Below are 18157 nucleotides of genomic sequence, written 5' to 3' on the forward strand. Positions count from 1 at the left end.
TGCTCGGTGATGTCGGTCAGCCACACCCGGTTCGGCGCGTCAGCGCGGAACACGCGCTTCACGTGATCATCGAACACGGGCGGGCCAGCCTTCTTGCCCTTCCCTCGTCGGCGGCGCTGCGCAGACGAGAGAATCCCCGCCTGCGAGCACAGCTTCCACGCCGTCCGCCGGCTCATCCGCCACCCCGCTCGGCGGGCCTCGTCGGCGAGGTATCGGTATCCGAACCTCGGGTCCTCGTGGTGCGCATCATGCAGCGCGTTGATCCGATATGCGCGGAGCACGTCCGCATCCCGGACAGGGTCGCCTCTCCACCGGTAGTAGGGCTGGCGGGCGAGCTTGAGGACCCGGCACGACACCGTCACGGGAATCCCCGCGTCGGCGAGCTCAGATACGAGCGGGTACGTCATTTTGGGGAGCCACCGAGTTTCAGGTTCGCCTGCGACAGATACGCCGCCGCCCGCCTGAGGACCTCGTTCTCCTGCTCGAGGAGGCGGATCCGCTTCTTCAGCTCCCGCGCCTCAGCTGCGTCCGCCGCGGTCTGACCGGGACGGTTGCCTTCTTCGACATCGGCTTGGCGGAGCCAGTTCTGCAGGGTGGCTTCGCTGATGCCGAAGTCGGTGGCGATCTGTTTGATGTTGACGCCGCTCTCGCGGCGACGAGCGACCGCGACGACGTCCTCACGGAACTCTCTGGGATAGGGACCGGGCATGATGACATCCTCCCCGCCAGCGCCTCCCGGCACTAACGATCAGTTGTCACCAATCCGTTCCTCACGCCCATGTTCAAGTTCGAGACCGCGCATGTACGATGCAGTGGGTAAGCTGCGACAACTAATCGCCGACTACTGTTGTCGGCGTCTACAACCGCCGATCCGACGCAGGAGCTCACGATGCCGAGCCCAGTATTCACCGTGAAGAACGGGGCGTTCGACGATTTTCTGTCGGTGTACGATCCTACGACTCAGATCAAGACGAAGCTCTTGTTTCGAGCGTCAGGCAACCGGAATCCTGTCGAGAGGGCGAGGATCATGAACCGGCTTCTCGACGATGGGGCAGACCCGTCGGCAGAAGCCGAGTACGGCTCGACGCTTCTTGGCGTCCTCGAGGCAGAACATGATCCTATGGTCGACGGGCCGCTCCTGGAGAGGCTCATCGCTTATGGGGCGAACGTGAATTTCCTCGAGCGGAAGGGTGATAGGCCCATCGATTACGTTCGGAGGATGATGGGAGTTCGAGACGCCGACCGCTGGCCCTACTACAAAGCGATCTTCGAGTCCGGAACGCTGAATCTCGACCTGCCGAAGAACCCCCGCCACCCCGATGGACCGACGTACCGCGAATCCTTCGCGAACAGCACGGGTGCAGATCGGTTCCCCGTCCTGTATGCGTACTTCAACGCCTGGGCAACGCGGAACCCACGGCCCGCAACATGATCCCCAAGCCCCATGGATGACGCTGTGCGCCTGATCATCGATAACCAGGCAGAAGGTCCCACCGCAACGCCTCGCACGTGCGCAGTTCAACGGTTCACTCAGGGGACTGCCGCACGTTCAGGTGACAGTTGGGGTGTCAGGCCGCGAGGGCGACCAGGTTCATGATGGTCTCGTACTCGATGGGGGTCAATCGGCCCAGGCGGGCCTGCCGGCGACGGCGATGGTAAGTGCGCTCGATCCAGGTGATGATCGCGATGCGGCGCTCCTCTCTGGTCCGCCACCTCTTCCGGTCCAGGACGTTCTTCTGGAGCAGTGCGAAGAACGACTCCATCGCGGCGTGGTCCCCGGCGGCACCGACTTTCCTCATCGATCCGATGAGGTGATGACGGTTCAGAGCGTGCACGAACTTCCGTGCCCTGAACTGGGCGAGTTCAACCAGTCGATGCGACACCGGGCTGTTGAAGCGAGGATAGCTGCTCGGCGAACACCTCCGCCGGGGTGCGCCAGCCGAGGATCTTCCGGGGCCGGTTGTTGAGCGCGAGAGCGACCGCTTCGAGGTCCTCGGCCGACCACCGCGACAGGTCGGTGCCCTTCGGGAAGTACTGCCGCAACAGCCCGTTGGTGTTCTCGTTCGTCGGGCGCTGCCAGGGCGAGTGCGGGTCGGCGAAGAACACTCTCGTGCCGGTATCGAGGGTGAGCTGCGCATGCCCGGAGAGTTCCTTCCCACGATCCCAGGTGAGGGTCTGGCGCAACTGGACGGGCAGCGTGGTGAGCGACGCGGCCAGTGCGGCGTTCATCGCGAGAGCGCCGTAACCACCGAGCGCGGGCCCGTTCTTCACCACGGGCTGCTCGCCCCAGCCCTCCAGCCGGGGCAGTTGCACCAGCATCGTGGACCGGCTGGAACGCTCGATGAGCGTCCCGATCGCCGAGCGACCGGTGCCGATGATCAGGTCGCCCTCCCAGTGCCCGGGAACCGCGCGGTCGGCAGCCTCGGCGGGACGCTCGGAGAGCACGACGTCCGCGGTGACATGCCCCTGCGGCTTGTTCCGCGACCGTTCCCGCGGCTGACGCAGCGCTCGCCCGGTGCGCAGGCAGGCCACCAGCTCGCGCTTGAGCGCGCCGCGGCCCTCGATGAACAGCGACTGGTAGATCGCCTCGGGGCTGATGCGCATGGACTCATCATCGGGGAAGTCGATCTTCAGCCGGTGGGAGATCTGCTCCGGGCTCCATGCCAGCGACCAGCGCCTGTCCGCCCGATGCGGCTTGTTCAACCCCTTCCAGGGCGGCGGCGTCGGCCCTTCGACCGCGGTGCCGTCGGGCCGGCGCACCTTCCCCGCGAGACGGTCCTGCACGTACTCACGCATCGCGTCGTTCACGACCAGCTTCGCGACCTTCGGTCACTTCGCCGACTCCTGCGCCTTCCACTGCGCCACCAACGCCCGATACTCCGACTTCCCGCTCCTCGTCGCCGCGTTCCGCCGCAGCTCCCGGGAGATCGTTCCCGGATCCCGGCCCACCTCACGCGCGATCTCGCGCACGCCCTTGCCCTTCGCGCGCATGAGTGCGATCTCCTCGCGTTCTTCGAAGGACAGGTATCGGCCCGACGGTTCGGTCAGACTCAGCGGCGTCATGCCGCCAGCGTGGCGAAACCAGCGCATCCCGACCGGCACGGACACGCCCACCGCGATCGCAGCTTCCGCGGACGCGATGCCCGTCGCGATCAGCCGCCAGAACTGTCGCTGCACCGCCTTCGAGGGCGCAGGCCGTCCGGGCGAACGCATCGGCGGCCTGAGAGCCCGATCCGCGCGCCACTGCCGACGAACCCCCTCGGGCGCATCGCCGGTCTTCGCAACCCAGTCTTTCGTCGCCACCGCTCACCTCCGCTGTCAAGGTGTTGCGACGACCGATTGAACACGCCCTGAGATCCTCGGTCCGAGTGCACGATGCAATCGGCAGCGTCGCGACGCCTGGATATCGCGTTGTCCAGTGCGTTCACCGCGAGCCGAGCCTTCATCCGGTCGCTGATCGAGTAGCCGACGATCCGTCCGGAGAACACGTCCTTGATCGCGCAGAGGTAGAGCTTGCCCTCGTCGGTCCAATGCTCCGTGATGTCAGTCAGCCACAGCTCGTTGACGTCGTCGGCGGTGAGGTCCCGCTGGACCGGGTCATCGTGCACGGGCGGGCCCGGATGTTTGCCGTTCGTGCCGCGCTTCTTCCCGAACACCGACCACCACTGGTTGTCGCGGCAGATCCGCCACGCGGTTCGCTCGCTCATCCGCTGGCCGGCGGCTTCCGCTTCGCCGGCGAGGAACCGGTACCCGTACTCGGGATCATCGCGGTGGGCATCCAGCAGCGCGTTCGCCCGGTAGGCCTCGACCAGCTCAGCTCCGGTGACCTGCTGTTTCCGCCAGCGGTAGTAGGGTTGGCGGGAGAGCTTCAGGACCCGCAGGGACACCGCGACGGGGATCCCGTCGGAGGCGAGCTCGCTCACGAGCGGGTAGAACCTTTTCCCGGCAGGTTCGCCTGGGACAGGTAGGCAGCAGCGCGGCGGAGGACCTCGTTCTCCTGCTCCAGCAGCCGGATCTTCTTCCGAGCATCACGCAGTTCGGTCGACTCCTCCCGGGACGCACCGGGCCGGTTGCCGTCGTCGATGTCGGCTTGGCGGATCCACTTATGGAGCGTCATCTCGTGGACACCGAAGTCCTTCGCGATCTGCGCGAGAGTGACGCCGTCCTCGCGGGACCGGGCCACACGCACGACGTCCTCGCGGAACTCTCGGGGATAGGGAGCGGGCATGATGCACATCCTTCCAGGCCGCCCATCAGGCAAGCCAGATCAGATGTCACCTATCCGTGCGGCAGTCCCAAGCAAGGATCCGCTCGCGCGGCTCTCCGGCCGCGATCTTGTGCCTGAAGAACTCGCTCCAGAAGTCATCCAGGACCGGCAACTCGCTGTTAGTCATGACAGCAATCCTTCACCATCTCCCGCCCCCGCAAGCCAGGATCGACTGGACTCGCTCTCAACTCACATCCGGATCCGGCGCTTAGTTCTTCGCGAGGGTCACCCGGACGCGGGCCGGCTCCCAGTGCTGTTCTCGTACTCCACAGAGCGGAAGAGTCGTCACCCGAAAACATGAGTCGGGACTCTGCGAGAGTACGCCGGGAGTATCGTGACTCGGGCGACTCAGCTCTCAATGTCCTCAGAAGCGTAGACGTCGAGGTTGTGCCGGAGGTTCCGACCACTGCGAGGGGGGATCGGTGAGCCTGGAGTCTTCACCTTGACCGTTGTTCGAAGGTATGTCCATGTGTGGTGCGGGTATCCGGCAAGCCCGTGTTCGCTCACACGTTGGACATACGGGTATGCGTCCTTCGGCGTGGATTCGCGTACGGGTTTCATCTGTGCGGCGTCGACGACGTAGATGCGGCCTCCACCGAGAGCGACGAAGGTTGCTGCGATGGCGCGGGCGGCGCGAACGAGGTCGGGGTTCTCTACGTCGGCTGTGAGGAGCTGGGTGTCCGGATACCTGTGGAGCAGCCAGTGCTCGATCCGGTCGAGTGATTCGCGGGTGTTGTCGAGCGGGGCAATCTCGGGATACACGGTATCGAATGCGGCGAGCGCCGCAGGCTGCTCGGAAAGGAACGTACGAAGGGTCGGATTGGCGCGGGTGGGGTCGGGCAGTGCCATGGCGCGCCACCCGGAGGTTAGCTCGATCGGTCCGGTCTCACCGAAGCTGTCGAGGACTGCGGTGGCGAGTTCGCGGAAGTAGGTTCCGGTTCGGGTTCCAGCGGCGCCGAGGAGGGTGCTGTAGATGTTGATGGTGCCACCGGTGTCGAAGGACTCGGAGGAGTTCACGCGGATGAAGGGCAGGCCGGCGCCCTGGGCATCGGTTTCCCAGAGTTCTTCCCATTCCCAATGTCCGCCGCTGGTACGGAGGATCGTTTCGCCGAGGTAGCGGAAGACATCGAAGAAGAACGTGGTCGTTGCCGGGTCGTCGAGGTCGGACGGGGCTGTGATTCGTTCGAGGAACAGTCGTTCGACGACGTCGAGGGAGTCGATCGAGTAACGACGTGTGTCGGTGCGGGCGATTGCTTCGGCGGCGAAGGCCTCTGTGCGTTCGGCGAGGGTGTCCTCGAAGGCCCAGAAGTGACGTTCGGCGGCCTGCCGCGAGGGCTTGCGGCGGACGGCGATGAGGTCGGCGAGTTCGGGGGCGTCAGCCACTTCGGTCCTTCCAGGGTCGTGCTTCGGGCGAATCGTACACCATTACCCACGATACGGAACCCGAGGTTCTCTACCACGGCAACAATCGGATCGTGCCCTGCGTGCAGAACGGCCGCGTACGGCTTCCCGGCCACATGCCGCCGAGCAGCGCCTTCGGTGTTGATCGGCTGGGTCATCCTGCGCGCCAGGCTCCACCCGTGCGCATAGGCGATCTGAAATCTCACGCACCCTGATTCCCCGAATGGTTCTTCATGTCTATCCCAGCGTACTTGCGTGGCAGTATGGTCGTGTGAGCACCGCGTCGAGTACAGCCCGTGCACGTCGAGACCTCAGAACATGGACCCGCGGACTCGTGGCAACGTCAGTGGCAGCCGGACTCGTTGTGCTCCTCGTCCCCGCGATCACCAGCATCGCCTGGTGCGCTTACCACACCCTCGGATGCCACGAGGAGACCGACTCACTGCTCCTGTCGTCTCCGACGAGCCCGTTCGTTCTCTTCTGGCTGCTATGGATCCTCATCAGCGCACCGGGCATCTGGTTCCGCTCATGGGGGCGCACACTGTCGATCCTCATCGTCCTCCATGCCCTCCTCATCCTCGTCGCGGGATTCGGCCTGACGGGACTGTTCCTGGAGGAGAGCGGCACGCACCTGCGACCGCTCATGGTCGCAGCGACCATCCTCGGCAGCATCGCCGCGATGACGAGCGCGGTACTCGATCACCGCCGGATCAAGACCGAAAGATCCGCCACACGCGCGGCTCCACGGACCGAGAGGCTGACAGAACCTCCTGAGAGTCGACGAGCATGACTGCGTCACCGAATCTCTTCACCCTCGAAGGAGGTGTCGTCTCCTGCGTCGAGTATGACTTCCCCGCGTTATCCTCGCGACCGAGGACGGCTGGAACCTCACCATCGAGAGTGACTTGACGTTCTGCGCCGACGGCGCGGTCCTCCACACCCTCGACGAAGCTACGGATTGGCCGGTTGCACCGTGTGCGTCGCGCAAGATCGTGACTACGAAGCGTGGTCATTCATCGGGCCAGGCCATATGCTCGCCATGGCGCGCACTGGCTCCCGCGCAGTGCCGACTACACGTCGAACTGGAACACCACCAAGTTGCGGCTCGGTCAATGACGTCGGAAGCAGAAACTTCCGGCTCGACGCCGAGGGTCATCACGTTCGGTAGACGTCGCGTCGGTTACCGGCCGCGACGACCATGACGATGAGTTCGTCATCGTGGATCTCGTAGATGACTCGCCAGTTCCCGGTGCGAACACGCCAGGCGTCACGACCCGTGAGCTTCTTTGCGGCTGGCGGTCGAGGTTCGTCGGCGAGTATGGCAAGCACCGCAGTGACCCTCTCCTGCCCGTCCCGCGGGAGCTTGCGGATCTGCCGACGCGCAGCGGAGGAGATCCGGACGGTATATGTCACAGACCGAGCTCGCGGCGAAGCTCATCGAGCGTGACACTCTCGCCGCCCTCGCCCTTCGCGGCATCGTATGCCGCGATGTCCGCGAGCTCTTCGGCCGCCTCCAGGAGTCGATCGAGCGTGTCGGCATCCACGATCGCCCCCACTCGCCGATCATGGCGCGTGAGATACACGGGCTCGCTGTGCGCACGATCAATGAGACGGCCGAGCTGGTCGCGAGCCTTCGTTGCGGTGATCTCCATGGTTCGAGAGTACCTCGAAATGTACATTTTCGGGGGAACTTGATGGTCCAAGCCGAGGACGGCGCAACCGACCCTAGACAGCTCACACGTTGAAGCGGAACTCCACCACATCGCCGTCGGCCATGAGGTACTCCTTGCCCTCCATGCGGACCTTGCCGGCGGCCTTCGCCTCGGCCATGGATCCGTACTGGTCGAGATCGGAATACGAGACGATCTCGGCCTTGATGAAGCCGCGCTCGAAGTCGGTGTGGATGACGCCCGCGGCCTGCGGGGCCGTCCAACCCTGGCGAATCGTCCACGCGCGCGCCTCCTTCGGGCCCGCCGTGAGGTAAGTCTGCAGCCCCAGCGTCTCGAACCCGACGCGCGCGAGCTGGTCGAGGCCCGACTCCTCCTGCCCGAGCGACTGCAGCAGCTCGAGCGCCTCGCCGGCGTCCAGGCCGATGAGCTCCGACTCGACCTTCGCGTCGAGGAACACGGCCTTCGCGGGCGCGACGAGCGCGGCCAGCTCGGCCATCCGCGCCTCGTCCGTGAGCACGCCCTCGTCGACGTTGAACACGAACAGCGTCGGCTTCGAGGTCAGCAGGCCGAGCTCGCGGATCGGGGCCGTGTCGAAACCCGCCTGGAAGAGGGTCGTCCCCTCCTCGAGGATCGCCTGGGCGGCCTTCGCGGCCTCGAGGGTCGCGGGATCCGCCTTCTTGCCCTTGACCTCCTTCTCGAGGCGCGGCACGGCCTTCTCGAGCGTCTGCATGTCGGCGAGGATCAGCTCGGTGTTGATCGTCTCCATGTCGCTGGCGGGGTCGACCTTGCCGTCGACGTGCGTGACGTCGCCGTCCGTGAACCCGCGCACGACCTGCGCGATGGCGTCGGCCTCGCGGATGTTCGCGAGGAACTGATTGCCGAGGCCCTCGCCGTCGCTCGCGCCGCGCACGATGCCCGCGATGTCCACGAACGAGACGGGGGCGGGCAGTAGCTTCTGGGATCCGAAGATCTCGGCCAGGCGGTCCAGGCGCGGATCCGGCAGCTCGACGACGCCGACGTTCGGCTCGATCGTCGCGAACGGGTAGTTCGCCGCGAGCACGGTGTTCTTGGTCAGTGCGTTGAAGAGGGTGGACTTGCCCACGTTGGGGAGTCCCACGATGCCGATTGTCAGAGCCACGGGAGTCGATTCTACGCGGGCACACCCGGGAGCCGCGTCGACGAATGTCAGGGGTCCGCGCGAGAGTGGAGTCATGGACGCACTCACCGCCTTTCTCGTCATCGTCGCCCTCGCCGCCGGCGGGGCGATCGGCTGGTTCGCCCGGGGCTCGCGCGGGGGTGCGGCGGCCGACCTCGCGCGCGCCGAGGCGGAGGCTGGCGCGCTGCGCGACGCCCTCGCCCGGCAGGACGAGCGCGTCCGCGAGGCGGCCGAGCGCGATCGGGCCGAGCGCGCCGAACACGCGGAGCGGGCCCAGCGTGAGAGCGCCGTGCTGTCGGCGCTGGCGCCCGTGCGGGAGACGCTCACGCGGATGCAGCAGCGGGTCGACCAGATGGAGCGCGACAGGCAGGCGCAGTTCGGCCAGGTCGCGGAACAGCTCCGCGGGGCGCGGGAGGTCGACGAGCAGCTTCGCGCGACGACCGAGTCGCTGGCGGGCGCTCTCCGGTCCAACCAGGCGCGCGGCGTGTGGGGCGAGGCGCAGCTGCGCCGCATCGTGGAGCAGGCAGGGCTCATCCCCCGCGTCGACTTCGACGAGCAGGCATCGGTGGCCTCCGACGCGGGGCGCGGCCGGCCCGACATGCTCGTGCACCTGCCCGGCGGTACGTCGATCGCGGTCGACGCGAAGGCCCCGCTCGACGCATTCCTCGACGCCATGGCGATTCCCGAGACGGCCACGGGCGACGCGGGAGAACGGCGCCAGACACTGCTTCGGGCGCACGTGAAGGCGGTGCGCGCGCACGTGGACACGCTCGCGCGAAAGTCCTACTGGTCGGGCCTCGGCTCCAGCCCGGAATTCGTCGTCTGCTTCATCCCCAGCGAGTCGGTGCTGTCCGCCGCGCTCGCCGAGGATCCCGCGCTCCTCGAGCACGCCTTCGCGCAGCGCGTCGCGCTCGCGTCGCCCGTGAACCTCTGGGCCGTGCTCAAGACCGTCGCCTACGCGTGGACGCAGCAGGAGGTGTCCGAAGAGGCCAAGACGCTGTTCGACCTCGGCAACCAGCTCTACGACCGCATCGGATCCCTCGCCGGCCACGCCGACGGCATGCGCCGCGCGATCGAGCGCACGATCGACGCCTACAACGGGTTCGTGGGGTCGCTCGAGTCTCGCGTCCTCGTGACCGCGCGGCGGTTCCCCGGGATCGATGCGTCGAAGATCGAGCGCACCCAGACGCCGGCCGCGATCGACGCCCCCGTGCGCCGCATCTCGGCGCCGGAGCTCCTGGATGCGCGCGAAGGGAGGCTCAGCCCGGAATCAGATTGAGCGCCGCGAGCACGCCCGCCGAGACGAGGAGGAAGCCCACGATCGGCCACCACACGCTGGGCTCCGTGCCCTCGGGTCGGCGCACGCGGAACAGCACGTCGGGGCGGCGCGCCGGATCCTGCGCGTCGGCGACCACGGCGCGCGCGCCGGCGGACGGGGTCTTCTCCGAGGGCTGCGTCATACCCCTATTGTGACACCGCCTGGCTCACAGCCACTTCGACTCGAGGTGGTCGCTCGAAATCCGGCGCAACGTGCCCGAGTGACCGCGCAGGACGACACTCTCCGTGTAGAGGTACCCCTCCTTGCGCTTGACCCCGGCGACGAGCGCACCGTCGGTGACACCCGTGGCGACGAAGATCGTGTTGCGCCCCTTGACCATGTCGTCCGCCTCGAGAACGGCGTCCATCGGCAGGCCCGCGTCGATGCCCTGCTGGCGCTCGGCGTCGTCGCGCGGCCACATACGGCCCTGGATGTGGCCGCCGAGCGCCTTGATCGCGCACGCGGTCACGATGCCCTCGGGGCTGCCGCCGACGCCCACGCACATGTCGGTCCGCGCGTCGTGGCGGGCGGCGTTGATCCCGCCGGCGACGTCGCCGTCGCTCATGAGGCGCGTGCCGGCACCCGTGGCGCGAATATCGGCGATGAGCTGCTCGTGGCGCGGACGGTTCAGAACCGAGACCACCATCTCCTCGACCGGCTTGTCGAGCGCGGCCGCGAGCCGGCGGATGTTCTCGCCGATCGGCTGGCGAATGTCGACCACGCCGACGCCCGCGGGCCCCGTCACGATCTTGTCCATGTAGAACACGCTCGACGCGTCGAGCATCGTGCCGCGCTCCGACATCGCGATCACCGAGAGCGCGTTGTTCCGGCCCTCGGCGGTCAGGGTCGTCCCGTCGATCGGGTCGACCGCGATGTCGTAGGAGCGCCCGCGCCCGGTGCCGACGTGCTCGCCGTTGAAGAGCATGGGGGCGTTGTCCTTCTCGCCCTCACCGATGACGACCACGCCATCGAACTCGACGGTCGCGAGGAACGCGCGCATCGCGTCAACCGCCGCTCCATCGGCGAGCTCCTTCTGGCCGCGCCCGATGAACGGCGAGGAGCGGATCGCGGCCGCCTCCGTCGCGCGCACGAGCTCGAGCGCGATGTTCCGATCCGGCTGCAGCGGGATGAGGTCCTGGGGGTCATTGATCTCGTGATCGGCCGTCATGAAGCCGAGCGTAGTCCCACCCTGCGACAGCTCGGGGCGATTTTCGACCCGAGCGACGCGAAGAAATCGCGATTCTTGATTTCACGTTCAGAGACGCGCGCCGTGTTTCGCCGCCCTCCCGCACCCCATAGGCTGAAGGTGCTCTCACCCCTTAGATACGAAGGAGCCGTGTCATGCCGGTCGCAACCCCGGATCAGTACGCCGAGATGTTCTCGCGCGCGAAAGAGGGCGGCTTCGCCTTCCCCGCGATCAACGTCTCGAGCTCGCAGACGATCAACGCCGTCCTGCAGGGCCTGACGGATGCCGGCTCGGACGGCATCCTCCAGGTCACCACGGGCGGCGCCGACTACTTCGCGGGCCACACCGTCAAGGCGCGCGCCACCGGCGCGATCGCGATGGCGCGCTACGTGCGCGAGGTCGCGAAGAACTACCCCATCACGGTCGCGGTGCACACCGACCACTGCCCGAAGGACGCCCTCGACGGGTTCCTGCTCCCACTCCTCGCCGCGAGCGAGGAGGCCGTCAAGGCCGGCGGCGAGCCGATCTTCAACTCGCACATGTGGGACGGATCCGCCGTGCCGCTCGACGAGAACATCGAGATCGCCTCCCAGCTGCTCCCCCGCACCCACGCCATCGGCGCGATCCTCGAGATCGAGGTCGGCGTCGTCGGCGGCGAGGAGGACGGCGTCCAGCACGAGGGCTCCAACGACGCGCTCTACACGACCGTTGGCGACGTGACCAAGGCCGTCGAGGCGCTCGGCCTCGGCGAGAAGGGCAAGTACATCTCGGCCCTGACCTTCGGCAACGTGCATGGCGTCTACAAGCCCGGCGGCGTCAAGCTCCGCCCCGAGCTCCTCGGCGAGATCCAGGCGGGCATCGCCGAGAAGTTCGGCACGGGCGCCAAGCCGCTCGACCTCGTCTTCCACGGCGGATCCGGCTCCACGGACGAGGAGATCGCCACAGCCGTGGCGAACGGCGTCATCAAGATGAACATCGACACCGACACGCAGTACGCCTTCACGCGCTCGATCGCGGGCTACATGTTCGAGAACTACGAGGGCGTCCTCAAGGTGGACGGCGAGGTCGGCAACAAGAAGAAGTATGACCCGCGCGCCTGGGGCAAGGTCGCCGAGTCGGCCATGGCCGCTCGCGTCGTCGCCGCCACGCAGCAGCTCGGCTCGCACGGCCAGTCGATCTCCGCGTGATCTGACTCCCGGACGACGAAACGCCCCGTGCGCGCGCACGGGGCGTTTCGTCGTTCCCGGGGCCTACGCGCCCTGCATCTCCAGCAGCGCGTCGAGGACGCCGGGATCCTGTATCAGCGGGACCGAGACGATGAGCGTGCCGACGAACGTGAAGACGATGCCCGCGACCAGCGCGACCCACCAGGTCGAGCGCCCCGCCGCCCACCGGCGCCACACCCACCACGTCGTCGCACACCACCCCGCGAGCATGACGACGATCGACGCGACCCCCGCCATGCGCTGGCCCGCGTAGTCGGCGAGCTCCGCATCGATCTGCATGAGATCAAGGAGCTGCTGCGGATCCGTGAACATGCCGATCGCGCCGAGGGTGTTGATCAGGCCGTAGGCGAGCAGCGCGACCGTGAGCACCCGGTCGGCGAGGCGGGATCCGCCCTGCGGCGCGGAGGCCCGTGCGGGCCGCGCGCCCGCGGGCGCAGCCGGCGGAGCGTCGCGCGGGATGAGGGCGGGATCGATCGGCTCGGCCGGGACGCCGCCGCGGGCCGCGACCTCCGCGGGGCTCGCGTACTCGCCGTACCTCGGGCGCGGGCGCTCGGGGGCGGGTCCGTCGCTCACGCCGCGGCCCCGCGCCCGCCGCGCGGCCCGTCCCGGAGCTCCTTCGGCAGCGAGAAGATCAGGTCCTCCTCGGCCGTGCGCACCTCTTCGACGTCGCCGAATCCCGCCTGGGCGAGCTCGCGCATGAGCTCCTGCACGAGCACGTCCGGCACGCTCGCGCCGCTCGTGATCCCGATGGTGCGGACGCCCTCGAGCCACTCCTGCCGGACCTCGTCCGGGTAGTCGATGCGGTACGCCGCCTTCGCCCCGTACTGCAGGGCGACCTCTACGAGGCGCACGCTGTTGGAGGAGTTCGCGGATCCGACGACGATCACGAGGTCCGCGCCGACGGCGACCTTCTTGATCGCGACCTGACGGTTCTGCGTCGCGTAGCAGATGTCGTCCGAGGGCGGATCGTTGAGCTCGGGGAAGCGCGCGCGCAGCCGCTCGACGGTCTCCATCGTCTCGTCGACGGACAGCGTCGTCTGCGACAGCCAGACGAGCTTCGACGGGTCGTCGACCTCGACCGTGTCCGCCTCCTCCGGACTGTTGACGATCGTGACGTTGTCCGGCGCCTCGCCGGCCGTGCCCTCGACCTCCTCGTGGCCCTCGTGGCCGACGAGCAGGATCTGGTAGTCGTCCCGCGCGAACCGCACCGCCTCGCGGTGCACCTTCGTCACGAGGGGGCAGGTCGCGTCGATCGCGCGGAGCCCGCGGTCCTCGGCGGCTCCCACCACGGCCGGGGAGACGCCGTGCGCGCTGAAGACGACGTGCGCGCCCTCCGGCACGTCGTCGACCTCCTCCACGAAGATCGCTCCCTTGGCCTCCAGCTCGCGCACGACGTGAATGTTGTGGACGATCTGCTTGCGCACGTACACGGGCGCGCCGTAGCGATCGAGCGCCTTCTCGACTGTGATGACGGCGCGGTCGACGCCGGCGCAGTACCCGCGGGGGGCGGCGAGCAGGATCTTCCGGGTGCCCTCGACGGGCACCTCGCGCAGCGGCTCCCGGCGCACGGGGAGCCGGGGAATGGGCAGCGAGACGGCGGTAGCGCTCATACCCCCCAGACTACGTGGATTCGGGTGTCGGACCTCGGGCATACCCTGAATCCGTGACGTCCTTTCAGCCAGAGAACATCCCCGGCGAGGCCCCGCCGAGCGACGCGGTCTCGCCCCGCGACTCTGCGCCCGAGCAGCCCACGTCGGTCGCGCGCCTGAACCAGACCATCAAGGCGTCGATCGATCGGTGGGGATCCGTGTGGGTCGAGGGAGAGATCACACAGTGGAACCGCCGCGGCGCGAACGTCTTCGGCGGGCTGAAGGACCTGGCGAGCGACGCTCAGCTCGGCATCCAGCTGTGGTCGAGCGTGCTGCGCCGTCTGACCGACGACTTCCAGGTCGGCGACCACGTCGTCGCCTGCGTGAAGGCCGACTACTTCGTCAAGCGCGGGTCTCTCTCGTTCCAGGTCACCTCGCTCCGCCATGTCGGTCTCGGCGCGCAGCTCGAGCGCCTGGAGCGGCTGCGCCGCGCGCTGCAGGCCGAGGGGCTGTTCGACCCCGCGCGCAAGGCGCGCCTGCCGTTTCTCCCCGGGACGATCGGGCTCATCACGGGCGCCGAGTCCGACGCGGAGAAGGATGTCATCCGGAACGCGCAGCTGCGGTGGCCGCAGGTGGAGTTCCGGACGATCCACGCCGCGGTCCAGGGCGAGCGCAGCGTTCCCGAGATCGTCGCCGCGCTCACCACGCTCGACGCCGACCCCGACGTCGAGGTGATCATCATCGCGCGCGGCGGCGGAGACCCGCAGACCCTCCTCGGCTTCAGCGACGAGCGGCTCGTGCGCGCGGTCGCCGCGGCCCAGACGCCCGTCGTCAGCGCGATCGGGCATGAGAACGACCGGCCGCTGCTCGACGAGGTTGCCGACCTGCGCGCATCCACGCCCACCGATGCAGCCAAGCGCGTCGTGCCGGACGTCGGCGAGCAACGCGCACTCGTCGAGCAGCTGCGCTCGCGGCTCACCACGCGGCTCCAGCAGCAGGTCCAGCACGGGATCCAGCAGCTCGAGCAGATGCGCTCGCGCCCCGCGCTGCGCGACCCGGAGCGCCTCATCCGCGACCGCGCGCAGGACGTCTTCCTCGCCGTCTCGCGCGGGCGCGACACGGTGTCGCGCGCGCTGGACGCGGGTGAGCGGCGCGCGGGAGAGCTGCGGGCCTCGCTCCGTGCCCTGTCGCCGGCCGCGACGCTGTCGCGCGGTTACGCGATCGTGCAGGGCCCCGACGGCGCGATCCTGCGCGACGCGAGCGGCGCGCCGGCCGGGGCCGAGGTGACCGTGACGCTGGAGCGCGGTGCGTTCGCCGCCACTTCGCGCGGGGAAGCCGTGTCCGCGGCGCCCGCGCCGAAAAAGTAGGATGGATCCGATGACCGACTCCGCCCCCGCCGTCTCGTCCCTCTCCTTCGAGCAAGCGCGCGATGAACTTGTGCGCGTGGTCTCGGAGCTCGAACAGGGCGCGCCGACGCTTGAGCAGTCCCTCGCGCTCTGGGAGCGCGGCGAGGCTCTCGCCGGCCGCTGCGAAGAGTGGCTCCTGGGCGCCAAGCGCCGCCTCGACGACGCGCGCGCGAACGCCGAGCGCGACGAGCAGGCCGACTGATGGCCAAGGAGCCGCGCATCGCGGCGCACCTCGGTCGCCCCGAGACGCCCGAGGAGGAGGCCGCCCGCAAGGCCGAGAACTCCCGCCGGTATCGCCAGAGCCAGTCCTTTCGCAACCTCATCATCGCCCTCGCGGTGAGCCTGGGCATCGTGGCCGTCGTTTACTTCGGCGTCCCGCGGGGCGAGTTGGCCGAGGCTCCGGACGTCGACGTCGCCGCGATCGCGGCGCAGTCCGAGGAGCAGCTCGGGCGCGAGGTGCTCGTGCCCGACGCCCCCGCCGGGTGGGATCTCAACCTCGCCGAGGTCGAGGCCGGCGCGCCCGCGGTCTGGACCATCAACTACAACTCGATTCCCGACGAGCCGCGGTCCTTCGTGCGCCTCGCGCAGGCGTTCGACGCCGACGAGACGTGGGCCGCGCAGGCGCTCGGCGGATCCGCCCCCACGGGCAGCGTGACCATCGGGGGCGTGACGTGGGACGAGTACGAGATCTCCGACGCCGGTCAGACCGGCAACGTCACCTACGCCCTCGGCACCCAGGCCGGACCGGATCACGTGCTGATCTACGGCCGCGCGGACGCCGACACCGCCGGCGCGCTCGCGGAAGCGATCGCTCCGAATGTTTCCGAGCTCCAGGAGGAGAGCGCATCATGACCGACACCGCCATCACGCCCGCCGAGGCCTGGCAGCGCATGCTCGCCGGCAACGAGCGTTTCGTCGCCGGGAACCCGCAGCACCCGCACCAGGATGTCGAGCGGCGGCACGAGATCGCGGCGGCCCAGACGCCGACAGCGGCGCTGTTCGGCTGCAGCGACTCCCGCCTCTCGGCGGAGATCATCTTCGACATGGGCCTCGGCGACCTGTTCGTCGTGCGTAACGCGGGCCAGGTCACGGGCGAGTCGATCATGGGCTCGCTCGAGTACGCGGTCGAGGTGCTGAAGGTCCCGCTGATCGTCGTGCTCGGGCACGACGAGTGCGGCGCCGTCGGCGCGGCCATCGAAAGCCTGCGTCCCGACGCCCCCATGCTGCCGTCGGCCATTTGGCGCCAGGTGTCCCCCATCGTCCAGGCCGTGCGGCGTGCACGGCAGGAGCAGGTCACCGCCGGCGAGGACGCCGAGGAGATCAACGCGTGGCGCGTGGGCCAGCTGCACCTGCGCGACACCATCACGTCGATCCTGCACTCGTCCGAGCTCATCAGCGACGCCGTCGCGAGCGGACGCCTCGGGATTGTCGGGGCCAACTATCGCCTGGCGGAGGGCACGGCCGTGCCCGACGTGCTGGTCGGCGTCGCGGAAACCGCCGCGGCCGAGTGAACGAAGGAGTTTTCGAAGTGACCGACACCGAGTACCGCATCGAGCACGACACGATGGGCGAGGTGCGCGTTCCGAAGAACGCGCTGTACCGCGCGCAGACGCAGCGAGCCGTCGAGAACTTCCCGATCTCCGGGTCGGGGCTGGAGTCGCGCCAGATCGCGGCGCTCGCGCGCATCAAGAAGGCCGCGGCGCTCGCGAACAAGGAGCTCGGCACGCTCGACGGGGAGATCGCGGACGCGATCGCCTGGGCCGCCGACCAGGTCGTCACGGGCCGGTACGACGACCAGTTCCCGGTCGACACCTACCAGACCGGATCCGGGACCTCCTCGAACATGAACATGAACGAGGTGCTCTCGTCGCTCGCGACCGAGAAGCTCGGCGCGGACGTGCACCCGAACGACCACGTCAACGCCTCGCAGTCCTCCAATGACGTGTTCCCGACTTCGGTGCACGTGGCGGCGACCGAGGCCCTCATCACGGACCTCGTCCCCGCGCTCGACCACCTGGCGCGCGCGTTCGAGCGCAAGGCCGAGGAATGGAAGTCCGTCGTCAAGTCGGGTCGCACCCACCTCATGGACGCGACGCCCGTGACGCTCGGACAGGAGTTCGGCGGATACGCGCGCCAGATGCGCCTGGGCATCGAGCGCGTCGAGGCGACGCTCCCGCGCGTCGCCGAGGTTCCCCAGGGCGGCACGGCCGTCGGCACGGGCATCAACACCCCGCTCGGCTTCCCCCAGAAGGTCATCGCGAACCTCGTCGCCGAGACCGGCCTGCCCCTGACGGAGGCCGTCGACCACTTCGAGGCACAGGCGAACCGGGACGGGCTCGTCGAGGCGTCTGGCGCGCTGCGGACGATCGCGGTGTCGCTGACGAAGATCAACAACGACCTCCGCTGGATGGGTTCGGGCCCCAACACGGGCCTGGGCGAGCTCCACCTGCCCGACCTGCAGCCGGGCTCCTCGATCATGCCGGGCAAGGTCAACCCGGTCATCCCCGAGGCGACGCTCATGGTCTGCGCGCGCGTGATCGGCAACGACCAGACCATCACGATCGCGGGCGCCTCGGGCGCGTTCGAGCTCAACGTCGCGATCCCCGTCATGGGCACCGCGCTGCTCGAGTCGATCCGCCTGCTCGCGAACGTGAGCCGCGTCCTCGCCGACAAGACCATCGACGGCCTGACGGTGAACCACGAGCGCGTGACGGCGCTCGCCGGCATGAGCCCGTCGATCGTCACGCCGCTGAACAAGCTCATCGGCTACGAGGCCGCCGCGAAGATCGCGAAGCACTCGGTCGCGCAGGGCATTACCGTCCGCGAGGCCGTCATCGACCTCGGATACGTCGCGCGCGGCGAGCTGACCGAGGAGCAGCTCGACGAGAAGCTCGACCTGCTCTCGATGACCCACCCGGGCTGATCCCGGGACGACACA

The 18157-nt window shown here is 68.4% G+C and carries 21 protein-coding genes and 2 pseudogenes; 9 read left to right on the plus strand and 14 right to left on the minus strand.

All coding sequences use genetic code 11. The annotated features are described in order from the left end of the window. Both GJQ66_RS08930 and GJQ66_RS14690 read right to left on the minus strand, forming a co-directional pair. On the minus strand, positions 1-407 hold a 407-nt coding region (locus GJQ66_RS08930; protein WP_368732827.1), incomplete at its 3' end, for an IS3 family transposase. Continuing rightward, positions 404-709: a transposase gene (locus GJQ66_RS14690; protein WP_230379493.1), complete on the minus strand. Its 306-nt coding sequence runs from the start codon at positions 707-709 to the stop codon at positions 404-406. The genes GJQ66_RS14690 and GJQ66_RS08930, both read right to left, overlap by 4 nt. A gap of 180 nt (positions 710-889) precedes the next feature. Here GJQ66_RS14690 and GJQ66_RS08940 point away from each other — a divergent pair, with 180 nt between their 5' ends. Further along, the gene (locus GJQ66_RS08940) at positions 890-1432 is read left to right on the plus strand and encodes a hypothetical protein (protein WP_155048994.1); all 543 of its coding nucleotides are present in this window, start codon (positions 890-892) and stop codon (positions 1430-1432) included. Positions 1433-1568: 136 nt separating this feature from the next. Here the strand turns inward: GJQ66_RS08940 and GJQ66_RS08945 are convergent. From GJQ66_RS08945 to GJQ66_RS08965, 5 genes and pseudogenes are all read right to left on the minus strand, one after another. Then, positions 1569-1859: pseudogene (locus tag GJQ66_RS08945) on the minus strand (IS3 family transposase); the annotation flags it as partial. A gap of 4 nt (positions 1860-1863) precedes the next feature. Next, positions 1864-3063 (minus strand): annotated as a pseudogene (locus tag GJQ66_RS08950) (IS30 family transposase). An 89-nt stretch (positions 3064-3152) separates the two neighbouring features. Next, entirely contained in the window at positions 3153-3923 is a 771-nt protein-coding gene (locus GJQ66_RS08955; protein WP_155048995.1) for a DDE-type integrase/transposase/recombinase, read from the minus strand. Beyond that, positions 3920-4228: a transposase gene (locus tag GJQ66_RS14100; protein ID WP_230379494.1), complete on the minus strand. Its 309-nt coding sequence runs from the start codon at positions 4226-4228 to the stop codon at positions 3920-3922. Before GJQ66_RS14100 ends, GJQ66_RS08955 begins: the two co-directional genes overlap by 4 nt. Positions 4229-4615: 387 nt before the next feature. Next, positions 4616-5650 (minus strand): hypothetical protein, encoded by a 1035-nt coding sequence (locus GJQ66_RS08965; protein ID WP_155048996.1) that lies wholly within the window; start codon positions 5648-5650, stop codon positions 4616-4618. Between the two features lie 364 nt (positions 5651-6014). Between GJQ66_RS08965 and GJQ66_RS08970 the strand changes: the two genes are divergently transcribed. Next, complete coding sequence (locus GJQ66_RS08970; protein ID WP_155048997.1) at positions 6015-6458, plus strand: hypothetical protein; 444 nt, start codon at positions 6015-6017, stop codon at positions 6456-6458. A 365-nt stretch (positions 6459-6823) separates the two neighbouring features. Here the strand turns inward: GJQ66_RS08970 and GJQ66_RS08975 are convergent, their stop codons facing one another. The 3 genes from GJQ66_RS08975 to ychF form a co-directional block, all read right to left on the minus strand. Continuing rightward, positions 6824-7081 carry a type II toxin-antitoxin system RelE/ParE family toxin gene (locus GJQ66_RS08975; protein WP_368732828.1) on the minus strand — a complete coding sequence of 86 codons (258 nt, stop codon included), beginning with the start codon at positions 7079-7081 and terminating at the stop codon, positions 6824-6826. Continuing rightward, complete coding sequence (locus GJQ66_RS08980) at positions 7078-7320, minus strand: type II toxin-antitoxin system Phd/YefM family antitoxin (protein WP_155048998.1); 243 nt, start codon at positions 7318-7320, stop codon at positions 7078-7080. Before GJQ66_RS08980 ends, GJQ66_RS08975 begins: the two co-directional genes overlap by 4 nt. A gap of 82 nt (positions 7321-7402) precedes the next feature. Further along, positions 7403-8476, minus strand: coding sequence for a redox-regulated ATPase YchF (ychF, locus tag GJQ66_RS08985; protein WP_368732829.1), 1074 nt, complete (start codon positions 8474-8476; stop codon positions 7403-7405). A gap of 73 nt (positions 8477-8549) precedes the next feature. Here ychF and GJQ66_RS08990 point away from each other — a divergent pair, with 73 nt between their 5' ends. Further along, positions 8550-9773, plus strand: a complete 1224-nt coding sequence (locus GJQ66_RS08990) for a DNA recombination protein RmuC (RefSeq protein ID WP_155049000.1) — start codon at positions 8550-8552, stop codon at positions 9771-9773. Here the strand turns inward: GJQ66_RS08990 and GJQ66_RS08995 are convergent. Next, the gene (locus tag GJQ66_RS08995; RefSeq protein ID WP_155049001.1) at positions 9754-9954 is read right to left on the minus strand and encodes a UDP-N-acetylmuramyl pentapeptide phosphotransferase; all 201 of its coding nucleotides are present in this window, start codon (positions 9952-9954) and stop codon (positions 9754-9756) included. The genes GJQ66_RS08990 and GJQ66_RS08995 overlap by 20 nt on opposite strands. Positions 9955-9978: 24 nt before the next feature. After that, entirely contained in the window at positions 9979-10980 is a 1002-nt protein-coding gene (gene glpX, locus GJQ66_RS09000) for a class II fructose-bisphosphatase (protein WP_155049002.1), read from the minus strand. 173 nt (positions 10981-11153) lie between these two features. Between glpX and fbaA the strand changes: the two genes are divergently transcribed. Continuing rightward, positions 11154-12185 (plus strand): class II fructose-bisphosphate aldolase, encoded by a 1032-nt coding sequence (fbaA, locus tag GJQ66_RS09005; protein ID WP_155049003.1) that lies wholly within the window; start codon positions 11154-11156, stop codon positions 12183-12185. Positions 12186-12248: 63 nt separating this feature from the next. Here the strand turns inward: fbaA and GJQ66_RS09010 are convergent, their stop codons facing one another. Both GJQ66_RS09010 and GJQ66_RS09015 read right to left on the minus strand, forming a co-directional pair. Then, positions 12249-12797: a DUF6264 family protein gene (locus GJQ66_RS09010; RefSeq protein ID WP_155049004.1), complete on the minus strand. Its 549-nt coding sequence runs from the start codon at positions 12795-12797 to the stop codon at positions 12249-12251. After that, a complete protein-coding gene (locus GJQ66_RS09015) occupies positions 12794-13834 on the minus strand; it encodes a 4-hydroxy-3-methylbut-2-enyl diphosphate reductase (protein WP_155049005.1) in 1041 nt (346 codons plus the stop codon). The genes GJQ66_RS09010 and GJQ66_RS09015 overlap by 4 nt, the downstream gene beginning before the upstream one ends. Positions 13835-13887: 53 nt before the next feature. Between GJQ66_RS09015 and xseA the strand changes: the two genes are divergently transcribed. Genes xseA through GJQ66_RS09040 form a run of 5 tightly spaced genes read left to right on the plus strand, consistent with a single transcriptional unit; the run spans position 13888 to position 18142 of the window. Then, a complete protein-coding gene (xseA, locus tag GJQ66_RS09020; protein ID WP_368732830.1) occupies positions 13888-15180 on the plus strand; it encodes an exodeoxyribonuclease VII large subunit in 1293 nt (430 codons plus the stop codon). Position 15181: 1 nt separating this feature from the next. Next, entirely contained in the window at positions 15182-15421 is a 240-nt protein-coding gene (locus GJQ66_RS09025; protein ID WP_155049006.1) for an exodeoxyribonuclease VII small subunit, read from the plus strand. Beyond that, the gene (locus tag GJQ66_RS09030; protein ID WP_155049007.1) at positions 15421-16071 is read left to right on the plus strand and encodes a DUF4245 family protein; all 651 of its coding nucleotides are present in this window, start codon (positions 15421-15423) and stop codon (positions 16069-16071) included. The genes GJQ66_RS09025 and GJQ66_RS09030 overlap by 1 nt, the downstream gene beginning before the upstream one ends. Further along, the gene (locus GJQ66_RS09035; RefSeq protein WP_155049008.1) at positions 16068-16730 is read left to right on the plus strand and encodes a carbonic anhydrase; all 663 of its coding nucleotides are present in this window, start codon (positions 16068-16070) and stop codon (positions 16728-16730) included. Before GJQ66_RS09030 ends, GJQ66_RS09035 begins: the two co-directional genes overlap by 4 nt. A 17-nt stretch (positions 16731-16747) precedes the next feature. Continuing rightward, on the plus strand, positions 16748-18142 hold the full coding sequence (locus tag GJQ66_RS09040) for a class II fumarate hydratase (protein WP_368732831.1): 1395 nt from the start codon (positions 16748-16750) through the stop codon (positions 18140-18142). Positions 18143-18157 lie beyond the last annotated feature (15 nt).

The organism is Microbacterium sp. ZXX196 (assembly GCF_009709595.1).
GTDB lineage: Bacteria > Actinomycetota > Actinomycetes > Actinomycetales > Microbacteriaceae > Microbacterium > Microbacterium excoecariae.

Coding starts and splice junctions, on each gene's coding strand:
- GJQ66_RS14100 (WP_230379494.1), bottom strand. CDS start 4,228: ATGCCCGCTCCCTATCCCCGAGAGTTCCGCGAGGACGTCGTGCGTGTG.
- GJQ66_RS09035 (WP_155049008.1), top strand. CDS start 16,068: ATGACCGACACCGCCATCACGCCCGCCGAGGCCTGGCAGCGCATGCTC.
- glpX (WP_155049002.1), bottom strand. CDS start 10,980: ATGACGGCCGATCACGAGATCAATGACCCCCAGGACCTCATCCCGCTG.
- GJQ66_RS09030 (WP_155049007.1), top strand. CDS start 15,421: ATGGCCAAGGAGCCGCGCATCGCGGCGCACCTCGGTCGCCCCGAGACG.
- GJQ66_RS08940 (WP_155048994.1), top strand. CDS start 890: ATGCCGAGCCCAGTATTCACCGTGAAGAACGGGGCGTTCGACGATTTT.
- fbaA (WP_155049003.1), top strand. CDS start 11,154: ATGCCGGTCGCAACCCCGGATCAGTACGCCGAGATGTTCTCGCGCGCG.
- GJQ66_RS14690 (WP_230379493.1), bottom strand. CDS start 709: ATGCCCGGTCCCTATCCCAGAGAGTTCCGTGAGGACGTCGTCGCGGTC.
- GJQ66_RS09015 (WP_155049005.1), bottom strand. CDS start 13,834: ATGAGCGCTACCGCCGTCTCGCTGCCCATTCCCCGGCTCCCCGTGCGC.
- GJQ66_RS08995 (WP_155049001.1), bottom strand. CDS start 9,954: ATGACGCAGCCCTCGGAGAAGACCCCGTCCGCCGGCGCGCGCGCCGTG.
- GJQ66_RS08980 (WP_155048998.1), bottom strand. CDS start 7,320: ATGGAGATCACCGCAACGAAGGCTCGCGACCAGCTCGGCCGTCTCATT.
- GJQ66_RS09025 (WP_155049006.1), top strand. CDS start 15,182: ATGGATCCGATGACCGACTCCGCCCCCGCCGTCTCGTCCCTCTCCTTC.
- GJQ66_RS08990 (WP_155049000.1), top strand. CDS start 8,550: ATGGACGCACTCACCGCCTTTCTCGTCATCGTCGCCCTCGCCGCCGGC.